Origin of the sequence: Streptomyces sp. NPDC093221 (assembly GCF_044753885.1) — a bacterium.
Taxonomy (GTDB): domain Bacteria; phylum Actinomycetota; class Actinomycetes; order Streptomycetales; family Streptomycetaceae; genus Actinacidiphila.
The window spans coordinates 248,890-268,831 of record NZ_JBIVOA010000011.1 but is presented as its reverse complement, the minus strand read 5'-3'; the positions used below and the strand labels follow the sequence as shown (position 1 = coordinate 268,831).

The window sequence follows — 19,942 nt, the reverse complement described above, 5'->3', positions numbered from 1 at the left end:
GACTACGATGGCGCGTTCGACCTCGTAGAACAAGCGAGAATTTGTACACGGACGACGTAGGATTACTAACATGTTGAGTCTGGAGCGCCTGCGCGTCCTGCACGCCATCGACACCTACGGCTCGGTGTCCGCCGCGGCGGACGTGCTGAGTGTGACGACCTCGGCCGTGTCGCAGCAGATGGCGAAGCTGGAGCGGGAGACCGGCCAGTCCCTGCTCACGAAGAACGGCCGCGGGGTACGGCTGACCGACGCGGGACGGCTGCTGTCCGGGCACGCCGACCGGATACTGTCCCTGGTCGAGCTGGCGCACGCCGACCTGGAGGCGCACCGGGGCGCCGCCGTCGGCGAACTGCGGGCCGGCGCCTTCCCCACCGCCGTCCGGGGCCTGTTCCCCGACGCCCTCAACGCGCTGCGGCGCGAGCACCCGCAGCTCAGGACCGTCGTGCACGAGCTGGAGCCGCAGGAGTCGCTGGCCCGGCTGGCACGCGGCGACATCGACCTCGCGGTCGTCCTCGACTGGTACAACAAGCCGCTGTCGCTGCCCGGCGGCCTCGCCAAGGCGCCCCTCGTCGACGACATCGCCGACATCGCGCTGCCCGTGGGGCACCGGCTGGAGGGCTGCGACCAGATCGAGCTGGACGAACTGATCGACGAGGACTGGATCGCCTGGCCCGACGGCGGCTTCTGCAACGAATGGCTGCTGTTCACCCTGCGCGGCAAGGGCATCGAACCGCGGATCGCGCACCACGCCGAGGAGCACGCCACCGTGCTCGCGCTCGTCGCCGCCGGTCTCGGCGTCGCCGTCATGCCCCGTCTCGGCCGCGACCCGATGCCGGGGGGCGTCCGCATCGCCCCCGTCCAGCACACCATGCGCCGCCATGTCTACGCCGTCTGGCGCGAGGACGCGGACCGCCGCCCCGCCATCCGCGTGGCGGTCGAGGCCCTGCGCCGCTCGGCGGGACGCGTGGGCGACTGACCCCCGGCGAAGCGGTACGGAGCCCGGCCCGCAGTGGCCTCCGGAATCCGGTCGGACGGTGAGGCTCGCGCCGGCCGGCGGATTCAGGGGCGCCCCGGCTCCGGCCCGGCCGCCGCGGCGGCCATCTTCGTGAAGTCCCACGAGACGACCCGCTCCGGTGTCAGCCGCAGCCACGCGTGCCGTCCGTCGTGCGGCATCGCGGGCAGGCCGAAATTCCGCTCGGAGAAAAGGCGTTCCGGTGTGTCGAGTTCGGGGTGCGGCACGCCGGTACGGGGGGCCTCGCCGACGAAGTCGACCGAGCCGGACAGCTCGACGCCGCGCAGCTCGCCGTAGTCCTCGCCGTCGTCCACGACCACGGCGATCCGCGGGTCGCGCCGCAGGTCGGCCCAACGGCGGCTGCGGACCAGGGAGTAGAGCCAGAGCGAGGTGCCGTCCCAGGCGAACCACAGGGCGCCCGCGTGCGGACGGCCGTCCGGCGAGACGGTCGCGACCCGGCAGGTGCGGTGTCCGGCGAGGAAGACGTCGATCTCCGCAGCGCTCATCATGATCCTGCGGCCCCGACGCTGGGTGGCGGTCATGGCACCTCCGTGCGCATCGCCCATGGCTGACGAGGAGCTGATCCCATGTCAGGTCCTCCGCCGGAATCATCCGGCACCGGACCGCGAGGGTCCAGCCCCTGATCCCTTCTGATCTGACGGACCGTCAATTATGGTGCGCGCCATGACCTCCGCCGACCGCCTCGCCGCACTGCTGCGGCCCGCGACCACCGCGCTGCTGACCGTCGAGTGCCAGCGCGGTGTGGTCGGGAGCGACAGCGCGCTGCCCGAACTGGCCGCCGCGGCACGCGACTCGGGCGTGCTGGACCGCGTCGGCCGCCTGGTCGCGGGCGCGCACGCCGCGGGCGCCGCCGTCCTGCACGCCGTCGCGATCCGCCGCCCGGACGGGCGCGGCGCCAACCGCAACGCCCGGCTGTTCCGCGCCGCCGACCGGCTGCCGGTCAAGCAGCTCGACGGCACCGACGCCGTACGGCTCACCGAGGAGATCCCGCTCGCCGACACCGACCTGACGGTCACCCGGCTGCACGGCCTCTCGCCGATCGCGGGCACCGACGTCGACGCGCTGCTGCGCAACCTCGGCTGCCGGACCCTGATCGTCACCGGGGTCTCGCTCAACATCGCGGTCCCCAACGCGGTCTTCGACGCCGTCAACCTCGGCTACGACGTCGTGCTGCCCGCCGACGCCGTCGCCGGAGTCCCCGCCGACTACGCGGCGGCCGTCGTCCGGCACAGCCTGTCGCTGGTCGCCACGGTGACGACGACCGACGACATCCTGGCCGCCTGGAAGCGGTGACGCGAGCGCCACAACACCGTTGCCCCGAAGCGCTGTTGGCCGCTGCGGATTCCGGTCGCCACCCGGCGCCGGACGCGGCACCCACCCGCCGCGCCCGGCACCGCAGCCGACGACGTAAGCCAGTAAGCCCGTAGACCCGTGAGCCCGTGAGCCGTACGTCCGGACCGATCAGCTACCGAGCATCACCTGGTCACCCGACACCGTCACGTTCTCCGAAGGCAGCGGCCTCGTCGCCGGGCCGCTGGCGACGCTGCCGTCGGCCACGTGGAACTTGCTGCCGTGGCAAGGGCAGTTGATCGTGCCGTCGGACACGCTGCCGACCTGGCAGCCCGAGTGGGTGCAGGTCGAGGAGAACGCCTTGTACTGCCCGGCGGTCGGCTGGGTGACGACCACCTTCTGGTCGGCGTAGATCTTCCCGCCGCCGACCGGGACGTCCGAGGTCTTGCCGAGCGCGGTGCCGCCGCCACCGGAGGCCGCGGACGAGGTGGGCGCCGTGCCCGCGTCCGACGTGGTGGGGTCCGCGTCGGCCGAGGTCGTCGGCGCCCCGGCGTCCGACGGCGACGCGGAGTCGGAGGCGGCGTTCGACGAGTCGTCCGAGCTGCCGCAGGCGGCCAAGGCCGCGGCGAGTCCCACGCCGCCCGCCGCCGCTACGAAGCCGCGACGCGTGGGAGGCACGGAGAATCGGGGGGTCTCTGCCATGAGGTGCGTCCTGTCCGTTCGTGGGGCCGGGCGGCGGAGGGACACCGCCCGGCAGCGTGGTGTCACGCGTGCTGTCTCATACGGGCGTCCGCTCCGGAACGTTCAACGCCGCACGCAAGAAGTTCACCTGGTGCCTCAGGAGTCCCTCCACCACCGTCTCGTCCGTCGGCGAGTGCGTGACGTTCGACAGCGGCAGCACCTGGTGCGGGCGGTGCGCCGCGAGCAGGGCCGCCGACATCCGCAGCGTGTGCGCCACCACCACGTTGTCGTCCGCCATGCCGTGCACCAGCAGCAGCGGGCGCCGCAGGTCCGCGGCCTCGCCGATCGGCGACGAGCGGTCGTACGCGGCGGGCTCCTCGTCCGGGTGGCCGAGGAAGCGCTCCCGCCAGTGCGTGTCGTACAGCCGCTGGTCGCTCGGCGCCGCGCCGCTGACCGCCGCGTGGAAGACCTCGGGCCGGCGGATCACCGCCGCGGTGGCGAGCGTGCCGCCGTACGACCAGCCGCGGATCCCGACGCGCCCGAGGTCGAGGTCGGGGCAGTGCTCGGCCGCCGCGCGCAGCGCCGTGACCTGGTCCTCGATCGGCGCGCTGAGCGAGTCACCGCGCACGGTCTTCTCCCAGGCCGGGCCGCGCGCCGGTGTGCCGCGCCCGTCCGCGACGACCACCGCGAAGCCCTCCTCGGCGAACCACTGCGCCTCGTACATCGACCAGCCCCCGCCGCGCGTCACCAGCCGCATCGCGGGCCCGCCGTAGGAGGCGACCAGCACCGGCAGCGGCCCGCCGCCCGGCTCGTACCAGGACGGCAGCAGCAGCGCCGTGCGGATCTCCCGCTCACCGGCCCGCAGCCAGGTCACGCGCGGGGTCAGGACGGGCTCCGCTGCCAGGCAGCCGACCGCGGTCTGCTGACCGCCGTCGCGCAGCAGCGTCGTGCGGTGGCCGCGCTCGGTGCGGGAGTCGAGCAGCAGCGTGCCGCCCGCGCGCAGGCCGGTGTGCACGCCGGGTCCGGAGCTGAGCCGTACGGGGCCGCGCTCGCGGTCGTACGACCACAGGTGCTCCTCGGTCGGCTCGTCGCAGGCGGTGAAGAGCACCGACTCGCCCGCCGCGCCGAGGACTTCGCGGACGTGCAGACCGTCCGGCGTCACCGGCTCGCCGCCGACCGTCAGCCGCCGGGACCCGCCGGTGTCCGCGGTGTGCACCAGCGCGCCGGACGCGGTCCTGGCGGGCGTGCCGGGGATCAGTTCCACCCACGCCGGGTCGCGCTGTTCGTGCAGCAGCCGTGTCCCGCCGCTGCCGGGGTCGGCGGCGAGCACCCGTACCGTCCGCTGGTCCCGGCTCTGGACCGCCAGCAGCGGGCCGTGCGCGTCCCAGTCCGCGCTCGTCAGATATTCGTACGCCGCGCGGTCCCAGCGGACCTCGGTGCGCGTCCCGTCCAGACCCAGCACGTGCAGCGAGACATCGGCGTTGGCCGTGCCCGCCGTCGGGTAGGGCACCGCGCGCGGCGGCTTGGCGGGATCGGCCGGGTCGGAGATCCACCAGCGTCGGACGCGGGCGGTGTCGACGCGGGCGGTGAGGACCGCGGCGCCGTCGGGCGACCACCAGTGGCCGCGGTACCGGTGCATCTCCTCCGCCGCCACGTGCTCGGCGAGCCCGTACGTCACGTCCGCGGTCTCCGGCGCGGCGAGCAGCAGATCGGCGCCGCCGTCGAGGTCGGCCACCCGCAGCGCGCCCTCCGTCACATACGCCACGCGCCGCCCGGTCGGGTCCGGCCGCGGGTCGACCGCGGGCCCGGCGGTGGCGACCGGGCGCGCCGCGCCGCCGTCGGTCCGCACCGTCCACAAGGCGCCGTCCAGCGCGAAGACGACGGTGTGCGCGGCGGCGTCGGTGGCGTACGCGACGATGCCGCCGCTGCGTTCCCTGGTCCGCTCGCGCCTGACCAGCTCCGCCTCCGGCACCTCGCCCGGCGCGGCGCCGAGCGCGTCCGGGTCGGCCAGCAGCCGCTCCTCGCCGTCCGTGAGCAGCCACAGACAGCTCGTACGGTCCTCGCCGCCGCGGGTGCGGAGGAAGAGCAGCCTCCCGCCGTCGGGGGAGAGGGTGAAGGAGCGGGGCACGCCGAGCGAGAAGCGCTGGGTGCGGGCGAGTTGGCGGGGCAGGCCGCCGGAAGGGGTACGGAGCGGGGGGCGCGCCGGGTCACGCGCGAGGTCAGGTGCCGGGTTATCGGTGTCCATGAGGGGACTCTGGCCCATTAGCCTGGAGCGATGTTGAGAGAAGTGACGGGCATCCGCTATGTGACGCCGCTGCGCGAGGGCGGCTCGGTGCCCGGTGTCGTCGAGGCCGACGATCTCGGTACGTACGTCGTGAAGTTCACCGGCGCGGCCCAGGGCCGCAAGGCGCTGATCGCCGAGGTGATCGCGGGCGAGCTGGCCAGGCGGCTGGGCCTGCGGGTGCCGGAGCTGGTGCGCTTCCACTTCGATCCGGCCATCGCGCCCGGCGAGCCCGACCAGGAGATCCAGGATCTGCTGAAGGCGAGCGGCGGGCTCAATCTCGGAATGGACTTCCTGCCCGGATCTCTCGGCTTCGATCCACTGGTCTTCCCCGTGGACACCGCGGAGGCGAGCCGCATCGTCTGGTTCGACGCGCTCATCGGCAACGTCGACAGATCGTGGCGGAATCCTAACATGCTGGTCTGGCACCGGGACTTGTGGCTCATCGACCACGGCGCCTCACTGATCTGGCACCACAACTGGCGTACGGCGCGAGCCGCTTCCGACAAGCCGTACAACGCCGCCGACCACGCGCTGTCCCGCTTCTCGCCCGATCCGGCCGCCGCGGCGGCCGAGTTGGGGCCACTCGTCACCGACGCGCTGCTCGCCGAGGTGACCGCGCTGGTCCCCGACGAGTGGCTGACCGGCGAGCCGGGGTTCGACTCGCCCGACGACGTACGCCGCGCCTACCGCGAGCTGCTGCTGGCCCGCGCCGGGGACGTACACCTGCGGACCACGCTCGCGCCCCGGCAGGAGGAGAAACAGCCGCCGCCGGAGTGGCTGCGGACCTGGGTCGAGGGGAAGAACGCCCAGTGACCGGCCGGGACGTCTTCGAGTACGCGCTGGTGCGCGTGGTGCCGCGGATCGAGCGCGGCGAGATGATCAACGCGGGCGTGCTGGTGTACTGCCGCGCGCAGGGCTTCGTCGGGGCCCGTGTGCACCTGGACGAGGCCAGGCTGCGCTGCCTGGACGCGGAGGTGGACGTGCTCGGCGTGCGGGTGGCGCTGCGCGGCTACGAGGACATCTGCGAGGGCGGCGAGCGGGCGGGACAGGCGGCGGGAGACGACCCCGGACGCCGTTTCCGCTGGCTCACCGCGCCGCGCAGCACCATCGTGCAGCCGGGCCCGATCCACACCGGTCTCACCGCGGACGCGGGCCGGGAGGCGGACCGGCTGCTGGAGCTGTTGGTGCGCTGAGCCATCTCGTCAAAGCCGTGCCCTGAGCCACATCGGCCGTGGTGGCGTTGACACAGGGTCACGGCGCTCCTACGGTTTCGGCAACGGGACCTACTAAGCGGTCGCTCATGTGCCAGGCGCGGGCCGGGCACGGACGGCGCCGCACCACAGGGCTGAGGAGATCAGATGTCCACCACCGAGCAGCGCGTCGCGATCGTCACCGGTGCCGCGCGCGGAATCGGCGCCGCCACCGCGGTGCGCCTGGCCGCCGAGGGCCGCGCCGTCGCCGTACTCGACCTCGACGAGAGCGCCTGCAAGGACACCGTCGAGACGATCACCGCGGCGGGCGGCAAGGCCATCGCGGTCGGCGCCGACGTGTCCGACGAGGCGCAGGTCGAGGCGGCCGTCGCCAAGGTGGTCCAGGAACTGGGCGCGCCGACGATCCTGGTGAACAACGCGGGTGTGCTCCGCGACAATCTGCTGTTCAAGATGAGCGCGTCCGACTGGGACACGGTCATGAACGTGCACCTGCGCGGCGCCTTCCTGATGACCCGCGCCGTCCAGAAGCACATGGTGGACGCCGCGTTCGGCCGCGTCGTCAACCTCTCCTCGTCCTCCGCGCTCGGCAACCGCGGCCAGGTCAACTACTCGGCCGCCAAGGCCGGTCTCCAGGGCTTCACCAAGACCCTCGCCTTCGAACTCGGCAAGTTCGGCGTCACCGCCAACGCCGTCGCGCCCGGCTTCATCGCCACCGACATGACCGCCGCCACCGCCGCGCGCGTCGGCATGGGCTTCGACGACTTCAAGGCCGCCGCCGCCACCCAGATCCCGGTCCAGCGGGTCGGCGTCCCCGACGACGTCGCGAACGCCATCGCCTTCTTCACCGGCGAGCAGGCCGGCTTCGTGTCCGGCCAGGTCCTGTACGTGGCCGGTGGCCCGCTCGACTGACGCGCGCCGCGCCGACCGAGTGACACCCCACAACCGACAGGCCGGAGGCCCCAGACCATGACCCAGCCCCCCGACAGCGGGCGTGTCGCCCTCGTCACCGGCGCCAGCCGGGGCATCGGCTACGGCATCGCCGAAGCCCTCGTCGCCCGCGGCGACCGGGTGTGCATCACCGGGCGCAACGAGGACGCGCTCAAGGAAGCCGTCGAGAGGCTCGGCGCCGACCGCGCCATCGGCGTCGCGGGCAAGGCCCACGACGAGGCGCACCAGGCCGTCGCCGTGGAACGCACCATGGAGGCGTTCGGCCGCGTCGACTACCTCGCCAACAACGCGGGCACCAACCCGGTCTACGGGCTGCTCGCCGACCTCGACCTCGGCGTCGCCCGCAAGGTGTACGAGACCAACGTCATCTCCGCGCTCGGCTTCGCCCAGCAGACGTGGAAGGCGTGGCAGAAGGAGAACGGCGGCGCGATCGTCAACGTCGCCTCCGTCGCGGGCCTCGCCCCCTCGCCGCTCATCGGCGCCTACGGCATCAGCAAGGCCGCGATGATCAACCTCACGGTGCAGCTCGCCGCGGAGATGGCGCCCGGCGTCCGGGTCAACTCCGTCGCGCCCGCCGTGGTGAAGACGAAATTCGCCGCCGCGCTGTACGAGGGCCGGGAGGCGGAGGCCGCGGCCGCGTACCCGCTCAAGCGGCTCGGTCTGCCCGAGGACATCGGCGGCGCCGCCGCCTTCCTGCTCTCCGACCAGGCGAGCTGGATCACCGGGCAGAATCTCGTCCTCGACGGCGGGCTCTTCCTCCAGGCGGGGGTCGCGTAGCGGCGGCCGTCCGAGGGGTCCGCGAGCCGGCCCGTACGGACGCGGCCCGGACGCGCGGGCTTGCCTTCGTCCGTACTCCAACGTGCACAGTCCTCGTGTGGGTGACCGCGACGGTCGCCCGCCGAGGACTTCCCACGTTACGGATTACGGAGACCGCACATGCGTTACCGCACACTCGCAGGAGGCGCGGGGCCCGAGGTCAGCGCCCTGTGCCTGGGCATCCTGCCGTTCGGCACGACCGTGGACGAAGCCACGTCCTTCGCCATCCTGGACCGCTTCGCCGAGGCGGGCGGCACCTACGTCGACACCGCCAACAACTACTCGGTCTGGGCCCCCGGCGGCACCGGCGACGAGAGCGAACTGCTGCTCGGCCGCTGGCTGCACAGCCGCGGCGCCAGGGACCGTACCGTCGTCGCCACCAAGGTCGGGGCCCGGCCGCCCGTCGGATCGACGGCCGTGTGGCCCGACGCCTGGGAAGGGCTGTCGGCCAAGGCGATCGAGGCCGGGATCGAGGGCAGCCTGCGGCGGCTGGGCACCGACCACGTCGACGTGTACTACGCGCACGTCGAGGACCGCGACGTGCCGATGGCCGAGACCGTCCAGGCATTCGCGGACGTCGTGCGCGGCGGCAGCACCCGCGTCCTGGGGTGCAGCAACCACGCCGCCTGGCGCGTCGGCGCGGCCCGGCAGTACGCCGCCGACCACGGGCTGCCCGGCTACACGTGCGTGCAGCAGCGCTACACCTACCTGTGGCCCGTGCCGGGCGGCGAGTGGGGCGCGCAGTGGTACGCCCGCGACGACATGCAGGACCTGGTCGCCTCGAACGACGACATGACGCTGATGGCGTACGGGCCGTTGATGAGCGGCGCGTACACCCGCACCGACAAGGAACTGCTCGCGCAGTACGACCACCCCTTGTCGCACCGCAGGCTCGAAGTGCTGCGGGAGGTCGCGGCCGAGGCGGGCGCGACGCCCAACCAGGTCGTCCTGGCCTGGCAGATGGGCGGCGCGCTGCCGGTGGTTCCCGTGGTCGGGGTGAGCAGCCTCGCGCAGCTCGAAGAGGCCCTGGGCGCCGTGGAGTTGGACCTGGACCCGGAGCTGCGGGCCCGGCTGGACGCCGTCTGAGCGCGGCGGGCGGGTGAGGCGGCCGACGCCGATCGGCGAGCTGATCGGCGGGCCGGCCGGTGAGTTGGCCGGGGGTGCGGGGATGTCAGTGGGTGGCGGTACGTTCTGGGGCAGTAGCAAACGGATCGATTGCCGGAGGTTCCTGACGTGCCCAGCATGCTGCCCGACTCCTGGGAGACCGTTCTCGGCGAGGAGTTGGACAAGCCGTACTTCCAGCAACTCACCGAATTCGTCGAGGCCGAGCGGGAGGAGCACCGGATCTTCCCGCCGCGCGACGAGGTCTTCGCGGCGCTGGAGGCGACGCCGTTTGACCGCGTCAAGGTGCTGATCCTCGGTCAGGACCCGTACCACGGCGCGGGACAGGGGCACGGGCTGTGCTTCTCGGTGCGGCCCGGCGTGAAGACGCCGCCCTCGCTGCGGAACATCTTCAAGGAGATGAAGGAGGAGCTGGGCCACCCCATTCCGGACAACGGCTATCTGATGCCGTGGGCCGATCAAGGTGTCCTGCTGCTCAACGCGGTGCTGACGGTCCGCGAGGGCGAGGCCAACTCGCACAAGGGCAAGGGCTGGGAGAAGTTCACCGACGCGGTCATCAAGGCCGTGGCGGCCCGCCCCGACCCGGCCGTCTTCGTCCTGTGGGGGAACTACGCGAAGAAGAAGCTGCCGCTGATCGACACCGAGCGGCACGCCGTCGTCCAGGGCGCGCACCCCTCGCCGCTGTCGGCGAAGCTCTTCATGGGCAGCCGCCCCTTCACCCAGATCGACAAGGCCGTCGCCGACCAGGGGCACACCCCGATCGACTGGCGCATCCCCGATCTCGGGGCGTCCGCGAGTTAGCTTCGTGGGTGAGGCGAGGAGGCTCGGGTGGAGCGACGGGACGAGCCGGGTGGACCGGACGCGATCATGACCAGGATCGGACAGGTCGTGATGCTGCTGCACGCCGGGGACCGGGAGGAGGCCAGAACCCGGTTCGGCGCGCTGTGGGACGAGATCGGGGAGCGGGGCGACCCCCTGCACCGCTGCACGCTGGCGCACTACATGGCCGACACGCAGGACGACCCCGAGGACGAACTGGCGTGGGACCTGCGGGCGTTGCGGGCCGCCGACGCCGTCACGGCGCGCGGCGGCACCGAGCCCCGCGGGGGCCCCGACAGCCCCGGCGGCCCCGACAGCCCCGGCCGCTCCACCGGCGCCGCGCAGATCCGCGGCTTCTACCCCTCGCTCCACCTCAATCTCGCCGCCTCCTACGCGAAGGTGGACGAGGACCGGCTGGCCCGCAGCCACCTCGGCCTGGCCCGCAAGGCGTGCGACGCGCTCGCCGACGACGCGTACGGGGACGGGGTGCGGGCCGCCGTGGCCCGGATGGAGTTGCGGCTGCTGGGCTCCGACCAGCTTCCGTAGCTGTGAGCCGTGAGCCGTGAGGGGTCAGCGGTCCCCCGTCACCCTTCGGCCGTCAGCCGACGCGAGCCGTGCCGCCCGTCCGGCCCGGCTCACCGGCCGTAGGACTGACGGCAGATCCGGGCCGCGTCCCCGTCCTTCGCCCAGCCGCCGTAGGTCTCGCCCAGCGCGCAGACGTCGGCGGCGCCGGGCAGCGCTGCTGCCGGTCCGCGCGGGAGGGACCTCGGCGGCGGCACCGAGCGGGAGCGCGGCACCGGCCGGTGCCGCGGCTCAGGGCCAGGCCGCGGCCCTTGACCCGCGGAGTACGGGGCCGCGCCCGGTCGGCCGCCCGACTCACCGGCACCGCGCTCCGGCTCGGGCGAGGGCGTCCGGGAAGGGGCCGGATCCGGCTCGGCCGTCTCCAGCAGCACATGGTCGGGCCGCGGCACCAGCGGCCCGCCGTCCGGCGCCGCCACCCGTGGCGCGGCCCTGCCGGGCACGGGAGCGGGGACGGGGACGGGGGCCGGGGGAGCGGAGACGGTGGTGCACCCGGCCGCGGCGGAGGCCGCCACCAGGAACACGACCACGGGTAGGCGGCGCATTCCGACAACTGTGCCGAAACATGGCGGAGCCGGGTATGCCCCGCAGGGGTGAGCGGCCGGGCGGGGCGTACCGCGCGCTCACCCGTCCGGGGCCGTTCCGTCGCGGGGCCGCGCCGTACTCCCGCTGCCCGAAGGCCCCGGAAGCGTTCCCGAACCGTCCCCGTATGCTGCGGGGACACCGCGAGAAGGAACGACAGGAGCAGCGCATGGCATCCGGCAGCGCCCCACGGAAGATCGGCGTGATCGGGCTCGGTGACATCGCGCAGAAGGCGTATCTGCCGGTCCTCGCCTCGCAGCCGGACCTCGAACTGCACCTCCAGACCCGCACCCCGGCGACCCTCGACCGGATCGGCGACGCCTACCGGCTGCCGCACCGCCACACCTCACTGGACACGCTGCTCGACCAAGGCCTCGACGCCGCCTTCGTGCACGCGCCCACCGACCTCCACGTCGAGATCGCCGGACGGCTGATCGAAGCGGGCGTCCCCGTCTACGTCGACAAGCCGCTCGCCCGCGATCTGGACGGCGCACGGCAACTGGTGGCCCTCGCCGAGGAGCGCGGCGTCCCGCTCATGGCGGGCTTCAACCGCCGTTACGCGCCCGCCTACGCGCAGTGTCTCGACCACCCGCGCGACCTGATCCTCATGCAGAAGAACCGCGTCGGCCTCCCCGAAGAGGCCCGCGGGATGATCTTCGACGACTTCATCCACGTCGTCGACACCTTGCGCTTCCTGGCCCCCGGCACCGTCCGGGACGTCCACGTCTCCGCCAAGGTCCGTGCCGGCCTCGTCCACCACATCGTGCTGCACCTGTCGGGTGACGGTTTCACCGCGATCGGCTCCATGAACCGGATGAGCGGGTCCACCGAGGAGAGCCTGGACGTCAGCGGTGACGACACCCGCCGTCAGGTGCTGAATCTCGCCGAGGTCATCGACCACAAGGGCCAGCCGACGGTACGCCGCCGGGGCGACTGGGTGCCGGTGGCCCGGCAGCGCGGCATCGAGCAGATCACCCTGGCCTTCCTCGACGCCGTCCGCGCGGGCAAGCACCTCGACGCCCAGGACGCGCTGCGCACCCACGAGCTGTGCGAGCGGGTCGTCACCGAGGTCCGGGAGCTGACCGCCTGACCAGCACCACGCGCCGGATCTCGTAGGCGGCGGCCAGCACGACCAGCAGCAGCGCCAGACGCGGCACCCAGTCGCCGAACCGGTCGTACGGGCTGCGGCCGGTGGCCAGCGGCACCGCGTAGACCCGCGCCGTGCTGCTGCTCTCGCTGATCCGCTGCCCGACCGGGTGGCCGTTCGCGTCGTAGACGGCGCTGATCCCGGTCAGGGTCGCGTGCACCATCGGCCGCCAGTTCTCCGCGGCCCGCAGTGCCGCGAGCGAGGCGTGCTGCGCGGGCGCCCACGACCCCTGGAACGACGACGTGGACGACTGCGCCACCAGCACCTGGGCGCCCTTGTCCGCGAGATTGCGGCTCATGTCGGCGAAGGCGGACTCGAAGCAGATCAGCGGCCCGATCCGTACCGTCCCGGTGTCCATCACGACCTGGTGGTCGCCGCGCTGCCGGTCCTCACCCGCGGCCTTGCCGACCGAGGTGGCCCAGCCGAGCAGCGACCGGAAGGGGATGTACTCGCCGAACGGCACCAGCCGCATCTTGTCGTACGTGGGCCCGGTGACGCCGTCCGGGCCGATCAGCACCGACGTCTTGGAGATGCCGGTGCCGTCCGCGCGCTCCGCGTCCACATTGACCAGGATGTCGGCGCCGACCTGCTGGGAGAGGGCCGCCAGCTCCTCCGCCAGCTGGGGCCGCGAGGTGAGGTCGAAGCCGACGCTGCTCTCACCCCAGACCACGAGATCCGGGTGGCTGCCCACCAGGCCGCGGGTGAGCGCCACCTGCCGGTCGATCCGGGCCTCGGGGCCCACGACGACGCCCGGCTGGACGACCGCGACCCGCACGGCGCCGGACTGCTGCGGGTGCGGTGCCCACAGCCACACCATGCCGGTCAGCACGGCGGCCGCTGCCAGCGCGGTCGCCGCGGGCCTGCGGACGGCGGGCACCGCGACGAGCGCGGTCAGCGCGGTGTTGACGAGCACCACCAGGAGGCTGACCAGCCACACCCCGCCGACGGAGGCCAGCCGCAGCGCGGGCCGCACCTGCCACTGGCTGGCGCCCAGCAGTCCCCAGGGGCCGCCGAGATACTGCCAGGAGCGCACCAGCTCCACCATCAGCCAGCCGCACGGCACCAGCACCATCGCCGCCGCGGCCCGCCGCGACCCGGTGCCCTCGCCGAGCAGCCTGCGCACCAGCCAGCCCCACGGCGCCCACAGCGCGCCCAGCAGCAGGGCGAGCACGACGATGAACACGTTCAGACTCGCGAAGAGCCAGTGGTGCACCGCCAGCATGAAGCCCGCGCCGCCCAGCCAGCCGTCCAGCGCCGCCCGCCGCGCACTGCCCGCGGAGCGCACCAGCAGCATCCACGGCACCAGCGCCACGTACGCCAGCCACCACAGCGACGGCGCGGGGAAGGCGAGCGCCGGGAGCGCCCCGGCGGCGGCGGCGCCCAGCCCGCGCGCCCACGGCGAGGACAGCCGTGACCGCTGCTCCTGCGCCGTCACCGTCATGCGTGCTCCCTCGCCGCCGTTCACCGTCGCCCTGTTCCGCCCTGTTCCGTCCCCATGCCGCCATCCGCGCCGAATCCGCTCAGGCGTTCCTGGCTCCGGCCTACCCTGCGCGGATGGCGGCATGCGGACGACGGCGTGTCGTCCGCATGCCGCCGTCCCCGTGCCGCCGTGTCCCTGCCGTCGCCCGCGCGTCGCCGCGCACCCGCCGGTGGCCGCCGCGCGTGCCGCTGCCCCGGTCGGTACGGCGTTCCCCGCACCGGTCCGTGGGCGGCTCAGCCGTCCTGGTCCTCCAGCACGGCGAGATCCTCGGGCGCGGGACCGTTGCCGACGGCGCGGCGGCGTACGACCGTGAAAGCGGCGGCTGCCGAGCCGGTGAAGGCGGCGGCCACCACCCACGGGCGGTTCAGGACATGGCCGGTCAGATGGTCCAGAGAGTAGCGGCCGGGTCCCGTGACACCCAAAGCGGCGGCGCAGAAGCCGAGGAAGGCGGGGTACTCGTAGCCGCCGGACGTGTTGAAGAAACCGGCGGGGGCGTGGACGGAGACCGCGCCCGCCATGGCGCCAGCCGCCGCCGCGCCCGCGGCCGGGGTGGCGATCCCCAGGGCCAGCAGCAGCCCGCCGCCCGCCTCGCCGAGCCCGGCCGCGACGGCGCTCGCCCGCTCCGGCTTGAAGCCCATCTGCTCCATGGCCGCCGAGGTGCCGTCGATCCCGCCGCCGCCGAACCAGCCGAAGAGCTTCTGCGCGCCGTGCGCGAAGAGCACCCCGCCGGTCCCCGCGCGCAACGCCAGCAGTCCGATGTCCTTGCGGTGCGCGAGTGCCATGACCGGGTCCTCTCCTGGTGCCGGGCCCCGGTCCCGGTCCGACTCCGGACCGCCGGGCTGCTCCCAGTCTTCGCGGACCCCACCGGATGCCGCCGCTCCTGGCGGTCCGTCCGGGCTACACGGCTGACACGGGCTACACGGCTGACACCGGCCTCGCGGCTCGTCCGGATACCACCGCTCGTCCGGACGCCATCGCTCGGACGGACACCGGCGCCCGTACAGAGACCACTGCTCGTCCGGAGGCCACCGCCGTCGCAGACGTCACCGCGCGCTCAGGGCAGCCGGTTCCACGCGGTCAGCACATGGCGGCCGTGTTCCAGGCCGAGTCGGCTGACGGTGCCGGTGGCGAGCTGGAACAAAGCGCCGTCGGCCGGGGGCAGCCCCAGTCTGCGGGCGGTCAGCACCCGAAGGAAGTGGGCGTGCGCGACCAGCACCACATCGCCGCCGTCGCTGTTGGTGAACGCCGCGTCGGCGAGGGCCAGCACCCGGTCGGCCCGCTCGCCGACCTGTTCCGCCGTTTCCCCCGGATGGCCCTCGGGGCCCTCGGGGACCCCGTCGGTCCACAGATCCCAGGTGGGACGGGTGCGGTGGATGTCACGGGTGGTGACGCCCTCGTAGCCGCCGTAGTCCCACTCGCACAGGTGGGCGTCGACCCGTGTGCGCTCGAGCCCGGCCAGCTTCGCGGTGTCCCGCGCGCGCCGCATCGGGCTGGTGATCACGGTGGAGATGTGCCTGCTGGCCAGCATCGGAGCCAGCGTTCTGGCCTGCTCCTCGCCGTTCGGGGTGAGGGGCAGATCGGTGTAGCTGGTGTGCTGGCCGGTCAGCGTCCACTCGGTCTCGCCGTGACGGATCAGTACCAGTTCGCCCATCGGTACACCTCCCGCGGCGCCCCTCGGCGCCCCGAAGTGATCATACGTCCGCCCGGTCCCGTCAGTAGGATGACGGCCTGGCCACCCCTCTCCGCGCGCGACCCGGATGTGTGAACACCGACATGTGAGTACAGATGTGTGTGCACAGACGTGTGCACACCACCGCGTGATTCAGACAGCAGCCCAGGAGCCGGTATGAACGACGCTGCCCGTACCTACGACGTGATCGTCATCGGAGCCGGACCGGTCGGTGAGAATCTCGCCGACCGCACGCAGGCCGCAGGGCTCAGCACGGTCGTTGTGGAGAGCGAGCTGGTCGGCGGCGAGTGCTCCTACTGGGCGTGCATGCCGAGCAAGGCACTGCTGCGCCCGGTGGTCGCCCGCGCCGACGCGAGCCGGCTGCCGGGGCTGGCCCGCGCGGTCGCGGGACCGCTGGACGCCGCTGACGTCCTCGCCCGCCGCGACGAGTTCACCTCGCACTGGAAGGACGACGGCCAGGTGGGCTGGCTGGAGTCGGTCGGCGTCGATCTCGTACGCGGCCAGGGCCGCCTGGACGGTCCCAAGCAGGTCGCGGTGCTGACGCCGGAGGGCGAGACCGTACGGCTGACCGCGCGGCACGCCGTCGCCGTCTGCACCGGCACCTCCGCCGCGCTGCCCAAGCTGCCGGGCATCGCCGACATCAACCCGTGGACCAGCCGTGAGGCGACCAGCGCCAAGGAGGTCCCCGGCCGCCTGGTCGTGGTCGGCGGCGGTGTGGTGGCCGTCGAGATGGCGACCGCCTGGCAGGCGCTCGGCTCGCGGGTGACCATGCTCGTGCGCGGCGACCGCCTGCTGGAGCGCATGGAGCCCTTCGTCGGCGAACTGGTCACCGACGGCCTGCGCGAGGCGGGCGTGGAGGTGCACTTCGGTACGAACGTGCCGATCGTCGAGCGCGACGGCGCGGACGGCGAGGTACGGGTCGGCCTGGAGGGCGGCCAGCGGGTCGTCGCCGACGAGATCCTCTTCGCCACCGGCCGCTCGCCGCGCACCGGCGACCTCGGGCTGGAGACGGTCGGCCTGCGCCCCGGGGACTGGCTTGGCGTGGACGTCACCTGCCGGGTCACCGGTGTGCCGGACGGCTGGCTCTACGCGGCGGGCGACGTCAACCACCGCGCGCTCCTCACCCACCAGGGCAAGTACCAGGCCAGGATCGCCGGGGCCGTGATCGCCGCCCGCGCCAAGGGCGAGCCGGTCGACGACGCGCCCTGGGGCCCGCACGCCGCCACCGCCGACGACGCCGCCGTGCCGCAGGTGGTCTTCACCGACCCCGAGGCGGCCTCCGTGGGCCTCACGGCGAGCGAGGCGGAGCGCGCCGGACACCGGACCAAGGTCGTGGACTACGACCTCGGCCAGGTCGCGGGCGCCTCCCTCTACGCCGACGGCTACCGCGGCAAGGCCCGCATGGTCGTGGACCTCGACCGGGGCATCCTGCTCGGCGTCACCTTCGTCGGCCCCGGCGTCGGCGAACTCCTGCACTCCGCGACGGTCGCCGTCGCGGGCGAGGTGCCCATCGAGCGGCTGTGGCACGCGGTCCCGGCGTACCCGACGATCAGTGAGGTGTGGCTGCGCCTGCTGGAGGAGTACCGGGGCTGACCGCGGTCATGGCCGCGGCGGATGTGCCCTGACGTTTGTCAGGAGCGGCGCGGACGGGGGCCTTCCTAATGGTGCGCCACCGTGACGGCCGTCGACCCCGGCTCGTATCTGGCCTCGCACTACGGGCCGAGCTACGGTTCCGGTCAGACCAGGCGGCGCTACTACAACGGCGAGGAGAGGGAACTCGCCTGCTGGACGACCGGTGACGGCGACGCCGACGGGCACGGCGGCCACTACTGGTTCATGCTCGACTTCGACGGCGACAGCGGCTACGTCAACGACTGGTATCTGACGACCGGTTCCGCCGCCCAGTGGCAGCCGCACGTCCCGCACTGCTGACTGACGCATCCTCAGAAGCGTTCAGCGTTCAGCGTTCAGCGTTCAGCGCGCGGCGAGTTCGGCGTAGAGAGCCGAAGGGTCTGCGGCGAGGCCGGCCTTGACCTGACGGCTGGTGTCGTCGGCCAGCACCTCGTACAGCCCGGCCTCGACGCCGTCGAGCGCGATGCGGGCGATCTTGGCGGGGTCCGACTTGGGGGCGTCGACGCCCGCGGCCATGTCGGTGTCCATGTAGCCGACGTGCAGGCCGGTGACGAGGGTGCCCTGGCCGTGCAGCGCCAGGCGGGTGGCGTTGGTCAGGGACCACTCGGCGGACTTGGCGGCCGAGTAGACGGCGCTGCCCGGCGTGGTGAACCAGGACAGGGCCGACAGCACGTTGAGCACCGCGCCGCCGCCGTTGCGGGCCAGGATCGGCGCGAAGGCGCGGCTGACGGCGAGCGTGCCGAAGACGTGGGTCTCGAACTCGTTCCGGACGACGTCCATCTCGCTGGTGAGCAGGTCCACCCCGTTCGACGCGCCCGCGTTGTTGATCAGCAGGGTGACGTCACCGGCCGCCTCGGCCGCCGCCCGTACCGACTCGGGATCGGTGATGTCCAGCGCGAGCGGTACGGCGCCCGGCACGGTGACCGAGGCCGGGTTGCGGGCGGCGGCGTAGACCTTGGCCGCGCCCCCGTCGAGCAGGGCCTGGACGAACTTCTCGCCGAGGCCGCGGTTGCCTCCGGTGACGAGGGCGACAGCGCCGTTGATCTGCATGGGAGTGCCTTTCGGGAGGAGAGCGGTCCGTGGCCGGTACGCGCGCGGCCCGGGGGTCGCGTGCGGTCCGCACGGATGCGGCCGACCATGGAAACCGATCGGTTTCCACCACCGTATACCGATCGGTTTCCGATGCCAAGCCGGAGCGGTAACCTCGGGGTATGACCACGACACAGAAGTCCGGCGCTACGGAGAAGTCCGGCACGCGCGACCGCCTGCTCGACGCCGCGGCCGGGCTCTTCTACCGGGAAGGCGTCGGCACCGGCATCGACGCGCTGTGCAAGGCCGCCGGGGTGTCCAAGCGCTCGATGTACCAGCTCTTCGCGAGCAAGGACGAGGTGCTGGCCGCCGCGCTCGACCGGCAGGGGCCGCCCGTCGAGGCCCGGCTGCTGCCGCCGCCCGGCGCGCCCGCGGCGCCGCGCGACCGCGTCCTGTACGTCTTCGAGCGGCTGGAGGAGACCGCCGCCTCGGCCGACTACCGCGGCTGCCCCTTCCTCGCCACGCAGGTCGAGCTGAAGGACCCGGAGCACCCGGCGAGTGTCGTGGCCCGCCGCAACAAGCAGGTGCTCACCGACTTCTTCCGCGCGGAGGCCGCGCGCGGCGGAGCCGCCGACCCCGCACTGCTGGCCCGCCAGCTCACCCTGGTCTTCGACGGCGCCAGCGCCCGCGCCGGGATCAAGGCGGAGGTCCTGGACGGCCTGGCGCTGAGCACGGCCGTCGCCGTCCTGGACGCGGCGGGTCTGACGGCTCCTCGGGTCTGACGGCTCCTCGGGCCTGACGGCTCCTCGGGCCTGACGGTGAGGAGGGCCTGACGGTGAGGAGGGTCTGACGGTGAGGAGGGTCTGACAGCGCGGCGGATCACGAACGGCCCCTTCGGCAGCTGGCACGCACCCCCGTCGCGTTGCCGGAATGCCCGAATAGCTCCGCTCTGCGGGCATCCCGGTGCGTTGCGCTCAGCGGGTCCCCCCGGACGGAGTCCGGGGGGAGCACCGGGCACCGCCGGGACCGCCCATGATCCGCCGGACAGGACCTAGTCGGGCAGTGCCACCTCCGCGAGCCTGCCGCTCGCCACGTCGAACACGAAGCCGCGCACCGCGTCGGTGTGCGGGATGAACGGGCTGTTCCTGATCCGGGCCGCGGACTGGCGGACGTCGGTCTCCAGATCGGTGAACGCCTCGGCCGCCCACGGCGGTTTGATGCCCGTCTCCTCGCGGATCGACTCGCGGAAGGCGTCGTCGCCGAAGGTGAGCATGCCGCAGTCGGTGTGGTGGATCAGCACGATCTCCCGTGTGCCCAGCAGCCGCTGACTGATCGCCAGCGAACGGATCGCGTCGTCGGTGGCCACCCCGCCCGCGTTGCGGATCACATGCGAGTCGCCCTCGGCGAGACCGAGCGCCCCGTACACATTGAGCCGGGCGTCCATGCACGCCAGAACCGCCGTGTGCCGGGCGGGCGGCAGCGGCAGCGGACCCTCGAAGGCCGCCGCGTACGCCGTGTTGTTCTCCAGATAGCCGTCGGTGGCGGTGGGGTGGTCGGTCATGGGAGCCTCCTGATCGCGCTGAGCGGTGACGTCATGCG

22 protein-coding genes are annotated in these 19,942 nt (G+C 73.2%); 13 read left to right on the top strand and 9 right to left on the bottom strand.

From position 1 onward, the window contains the following. The first annotated feature begins 70 nt into the window (after window positions 1-70). The gene (locus ACIQCJ_RS32425) at window positions 71-976 is read left to right on the top strand and encodes a LysR family transcriptional regulator (protein ID WP_355335669.1); all 906 of its coding nucleotides are present in this window, start codon (window positions 71-73) and stop codon (window positions 974-976) included. A gap of 83 nt (window positions 977-1,059) precedes the next feature. On the opposite strand, the gene ACIQCJ_RS32420 is transcribed toward ACIQCJ_RS32425, so the two are convergent. After that, a complete protein-coding gene (locus ACIQCJ_RS32420; protein WP_391162916.1) occupies window positions 1,060-1,554 on the bottom strand; it encodes a pyridoxamine 5'-phosphate oxidase family protein in 495 nt (164 codons plus the stop codon). Window positions 1,555-1,696: 142 nt separating this feature from the next. Here ACIQCJ_RS32420 and ACIQCJ_RS32415 point away from each other — a divergent pair, with 142 nt between their 5' ends. Further along, the gene (locus tag ACIQCJ_RS32415) at window positions 1,697-2,326 is read left to right on the top strand and encodes an isochorismatase family protein (RefSeq protein ID WP_402713380.1); all 630 of its coding nucleotides are present in this window, start codon (window positions 1,697-1,699) and stop codon (window positions 2,324-2,326) included. 168 nt (window positions 2,327-2,494) lie between these two features. On the opposite strand, the gene ACIQCJ_RS32410 is transcribed toward ACIQCJ_RS32415, so the two are convergent. Beyond that, entirely contained in the window at window positions 2,495-3,025 is a 531-nt protein-coding gene (locus ACIQCJ_RS32410) for a Rieske (2Fe-2S) protein (RefSeq protein WP_402713378.1), read from the bottom strand. A gap of 76 nt (window positions 3,026-3,101) precedes the next feature. Further along, window positions 3,102-5,249 carry a prolyl oligopeptidase family serine peptidase gene (locus ACIQCJ_RS32405; RefSeq protein ID WP_402713376.1) on the bottom strand — a complete coding sequence of 716 codons (2,148 nt, stop codon included), beginning with the start codon at window positions 5,247-5,249 and terminating at the stop codon, window positions 3,102-3,104. 30 nt (window positions 5,250-5,279) lie between these two features. Here ACIQCJ_RS32405 and ACIQCJ_RS32400 point away from each other — a divergent pair, with 30 nt between their 5' ends. The 7 genes from ACIQCJ_RS32400 to ACIQCJ_RS32370 all read left to right on the top strand — a co-directional run bounded on the left by ACIQCJ_RS32400 (window position 5,280) and on the right by ACIQCJ_RS32370 (window position 10,750). Continuing rightward, a complete protein-coding gene (locus tag ACIQCJ_RS32400) occupies window positions 5,280-6,101 on the top strand; it encodes a HipA family kinase (RefSeq protein WP_402713374.1) in 822 nt (273 codons plus the stop codon). Beyond that, window positions 6,098-6,481 carry a DUF3037 domain-containing protein gene (locus ACIQCJ_RS32395; protein WP_355335651.1) on the top strand — a complete coding sequence of 128 codons (384 nt, stop codon included), beginning with the start codon at window positions 6,098-6,100 and terminating at the stop codon, window positions 6,479-6,481. Before ACIQCJ_RS32400 ends, ACIQCJ_RS32395 begins: the two co-directional genes overlap by 4 nt. A gap of 165 nt (window positions 6,482-6,646) precedes the next feature. Beyond that, a complete protein-coding gene (fabG, locus tag ACIQCJ_RS32390; RefSeq protein ID WP_391125570.1) occupies window positions 6,647-7,408 on the top strand; it encodes a 3-oxoacyl-ACP reductase FabG in 762 nt (253 codons plus the stop codon). Between the two features lie 57 nt (window positions 7,409-7,465). Beyond that, entirely contained in the window at window positions 7,466-8,224 is a 759-nt protein-coding gene (locus tag ACIQCJ_RS32385) for a glucose 1-dehydrogenase (protein WP_391051159.1), read from the top strand. 159 nt (window positions 8,225-8,383) lie between these two features. After that, complete coding sequence (locus ACIQCJ_RS32380) at window positions 8,384-9,349, top strand: aldo/keto reductase (protein ID WP_391051161.1); 966 nt, start codon at window positions 8,384-8,386, stop codon at window positions 9,347-9,349. Between the two features lie 156 nt (window positions 9,350-9,505). After that, the gene (gene ung / locus ACIQCJ_RS32375) at window positions 9,506-10,186 is read left to right on the top strand and encodes a uracil-DNA glycosylase (RefSeq protein ID WP_355335794.1); all 681 of its coding nucleotides are present in this window, start codon (window positions 9,506-9,508) and stop codon (window positions 10,184-10,186) included. A gap of 27 nt (window positions 10,187-10,213) precedes the next feature. Next, the gene (locus ACIQCJ_RS32370) at window positions 10,214-10,750 is read left to right on the top strand and encodes a hypothetical protein (protein WP_402713371.1); all 537 of its coding nucleotides are present in this window, start codon (window positions 10,214-10,216) and stop codon (window positions 10,748-10,750) included. A gap of 89 nt (window positions 10,751-10,839) precedes the next feature. Here the strand turns inward: ACIQCJ_RS32370 and ACIQCJ_RS32365 are convergent, their stop codons facing one another. Further along, a complete protein-coding gene (locus ACIQCJ_RS32365) occupies window positions 10,840-11,328 on the bottom strand; it encodes a hypothetical protein (RefSeq protein WP_402713369.1) in 489 nt (162 codons plus the stop codon). Between the two features lie 206 nt (window positions 11,329-11,534). On the opposite strand from ACIQCJ_RS32365, the gene ACIQCJ_RS32360 reads away from it, so the two are divergent. Continuing rightward, window positions 11,535-12,455 (top strand): Gfo/Idh/MocA family oxidoreductase, encoded by a 921-nt coding sequence (locus tag ACIQCJ_RS32360; protein WP_355335634.1) that lies wholly within the window; start codon window positions 11,535-11,537, stop codon window positions 12,453-12,455. Here ACIQCJ_RS32360 and lnt read toward each other — a convergent pair. The 3 genes from lnt to ACIQCJ_RS32345 form a co-directional block, all read right to left on the bottom strand. Continuing rightward, complete coding sequence (gene lnt, locus ACIQCJ_RS32355; RefSeq protein ID WP_402713367.1) at window positions 12,427-13,953, bottom strand: apolipoprotein N-acyltransferase; 1,527 nt, start codon at window positions 13,951-13,953, stop codon at window positions 12,427-12,429. The two genes, ACIQCJ_RS32360 and lnt, sit on opposite strands and share 29 nt — an antisense overlap. A 272-nt stretch (window positions 13,954-14,225) precedes the next feature. Continuing rightward, a complete protein-coding gene (locus ACIQCJ_RS32350) occupies window positions 14,226-14,774 on the bottom strand; it encodes a DoxX family protein (protein WP_355335630.1) in 549 nt (182 codons plus the stop codon). Between the two features lie 272 nt (window positions 14,775-15,046). Then, window positions 15,047-15,643: a histidine phosphatase family protein gene (locus ACIQCJ_RS32345; RefSeq protein WP_355335627.1), complete on the bottom strand. Its 597-nt coding sequence runs from the start codon at window positions 15,641-15,643 to the stop codon at window positions 15,047-15,049. 195 nt (window positions 15,644-15,838) lie between these two features. Here ACIQCJ_RS32345 and ACIQCJ_RS32340 point away from each other — a divergent pair, with 195 nt between their 5' ends. Together ACIQCJ_RS32340 and ACIQCJ_RS32335 are read left to right on the top strand one after the other, a co-directional pair. Then, window positions 15,839-17,275, top strand: coding sequence for a dihydrolipoyl dehydrogenase family protein (locus tag ACIQCJ_RS32340; protein ID WP_402713364.1), 1,437 nt, complete (start codon window positions 15,839-15,841; stop codon window positions 17,273-17,275). 81 nt (window positions 17,276-17,356) lie between these two features. Next, window positions 17,357-17,614, top strand: a complete 258-nt coding sequence (locus ACIQCJ_RS32335) for a hypothetical protein (RefSeq protein ID WP_402713362.1) — start codon at window positions 17,357-17,359, stop codon at window positions 17,612-17,614. Between the two features lie 42 nt (window positions 17,615-17,656). On the opposite strand, the gene ACIQCJ_RS32330 is transcribed toward ACIQCJ_RS32335, so the two are convergent. Further along, entirely contained in the window at window positions 17,657-18,364 is a 708-nt protein-coding gene (locus ACIQCJ_RS32330) for an SDR family oxidoreductase (protein WP_402713360.1), read from the bottom strand. Between the two features lie 161 nt (window positions 18,365-18,525). On the opposite strand from ACIQCJ_RS32330, the gene ACIQCJ_RS32325 reads away from it, so the two are divergent. After that, window positions 18,526-19,125 (top strand): TetR family transcriptional regulator, encoded by a 600-nt coding sequence (locus tag ACIQCJ_RS32325; RefSeq protein ID WP_391125537.1) that lies wholly within the window; start codon window positions 18,526-18,528, stop codon window positions 19,123-19,125. A 269-nt stretch (window positions 19,126-19,394) separates the two neighbouring features. Here the strand turns inward: ACIQCJ_RS32325 and ACIQCJ_RS32320 are convergent, their stop codons facing one another. Further along, the gene (locus ACIQCJ_RS32320) at window positions 19,395-19,904 is read right to left on the bottom strand and encodes a carbonic anhydrase (RefSeq protein WP_355335616.1); all 510 of its coding nucleotides are present in this window, start codon (window positions 19,902-19,904) and stop codon (window positions 19,395-19,397) included. Between the last annotated feature and the right edge of the window lie 38 nt (window positions 19,905-19,942).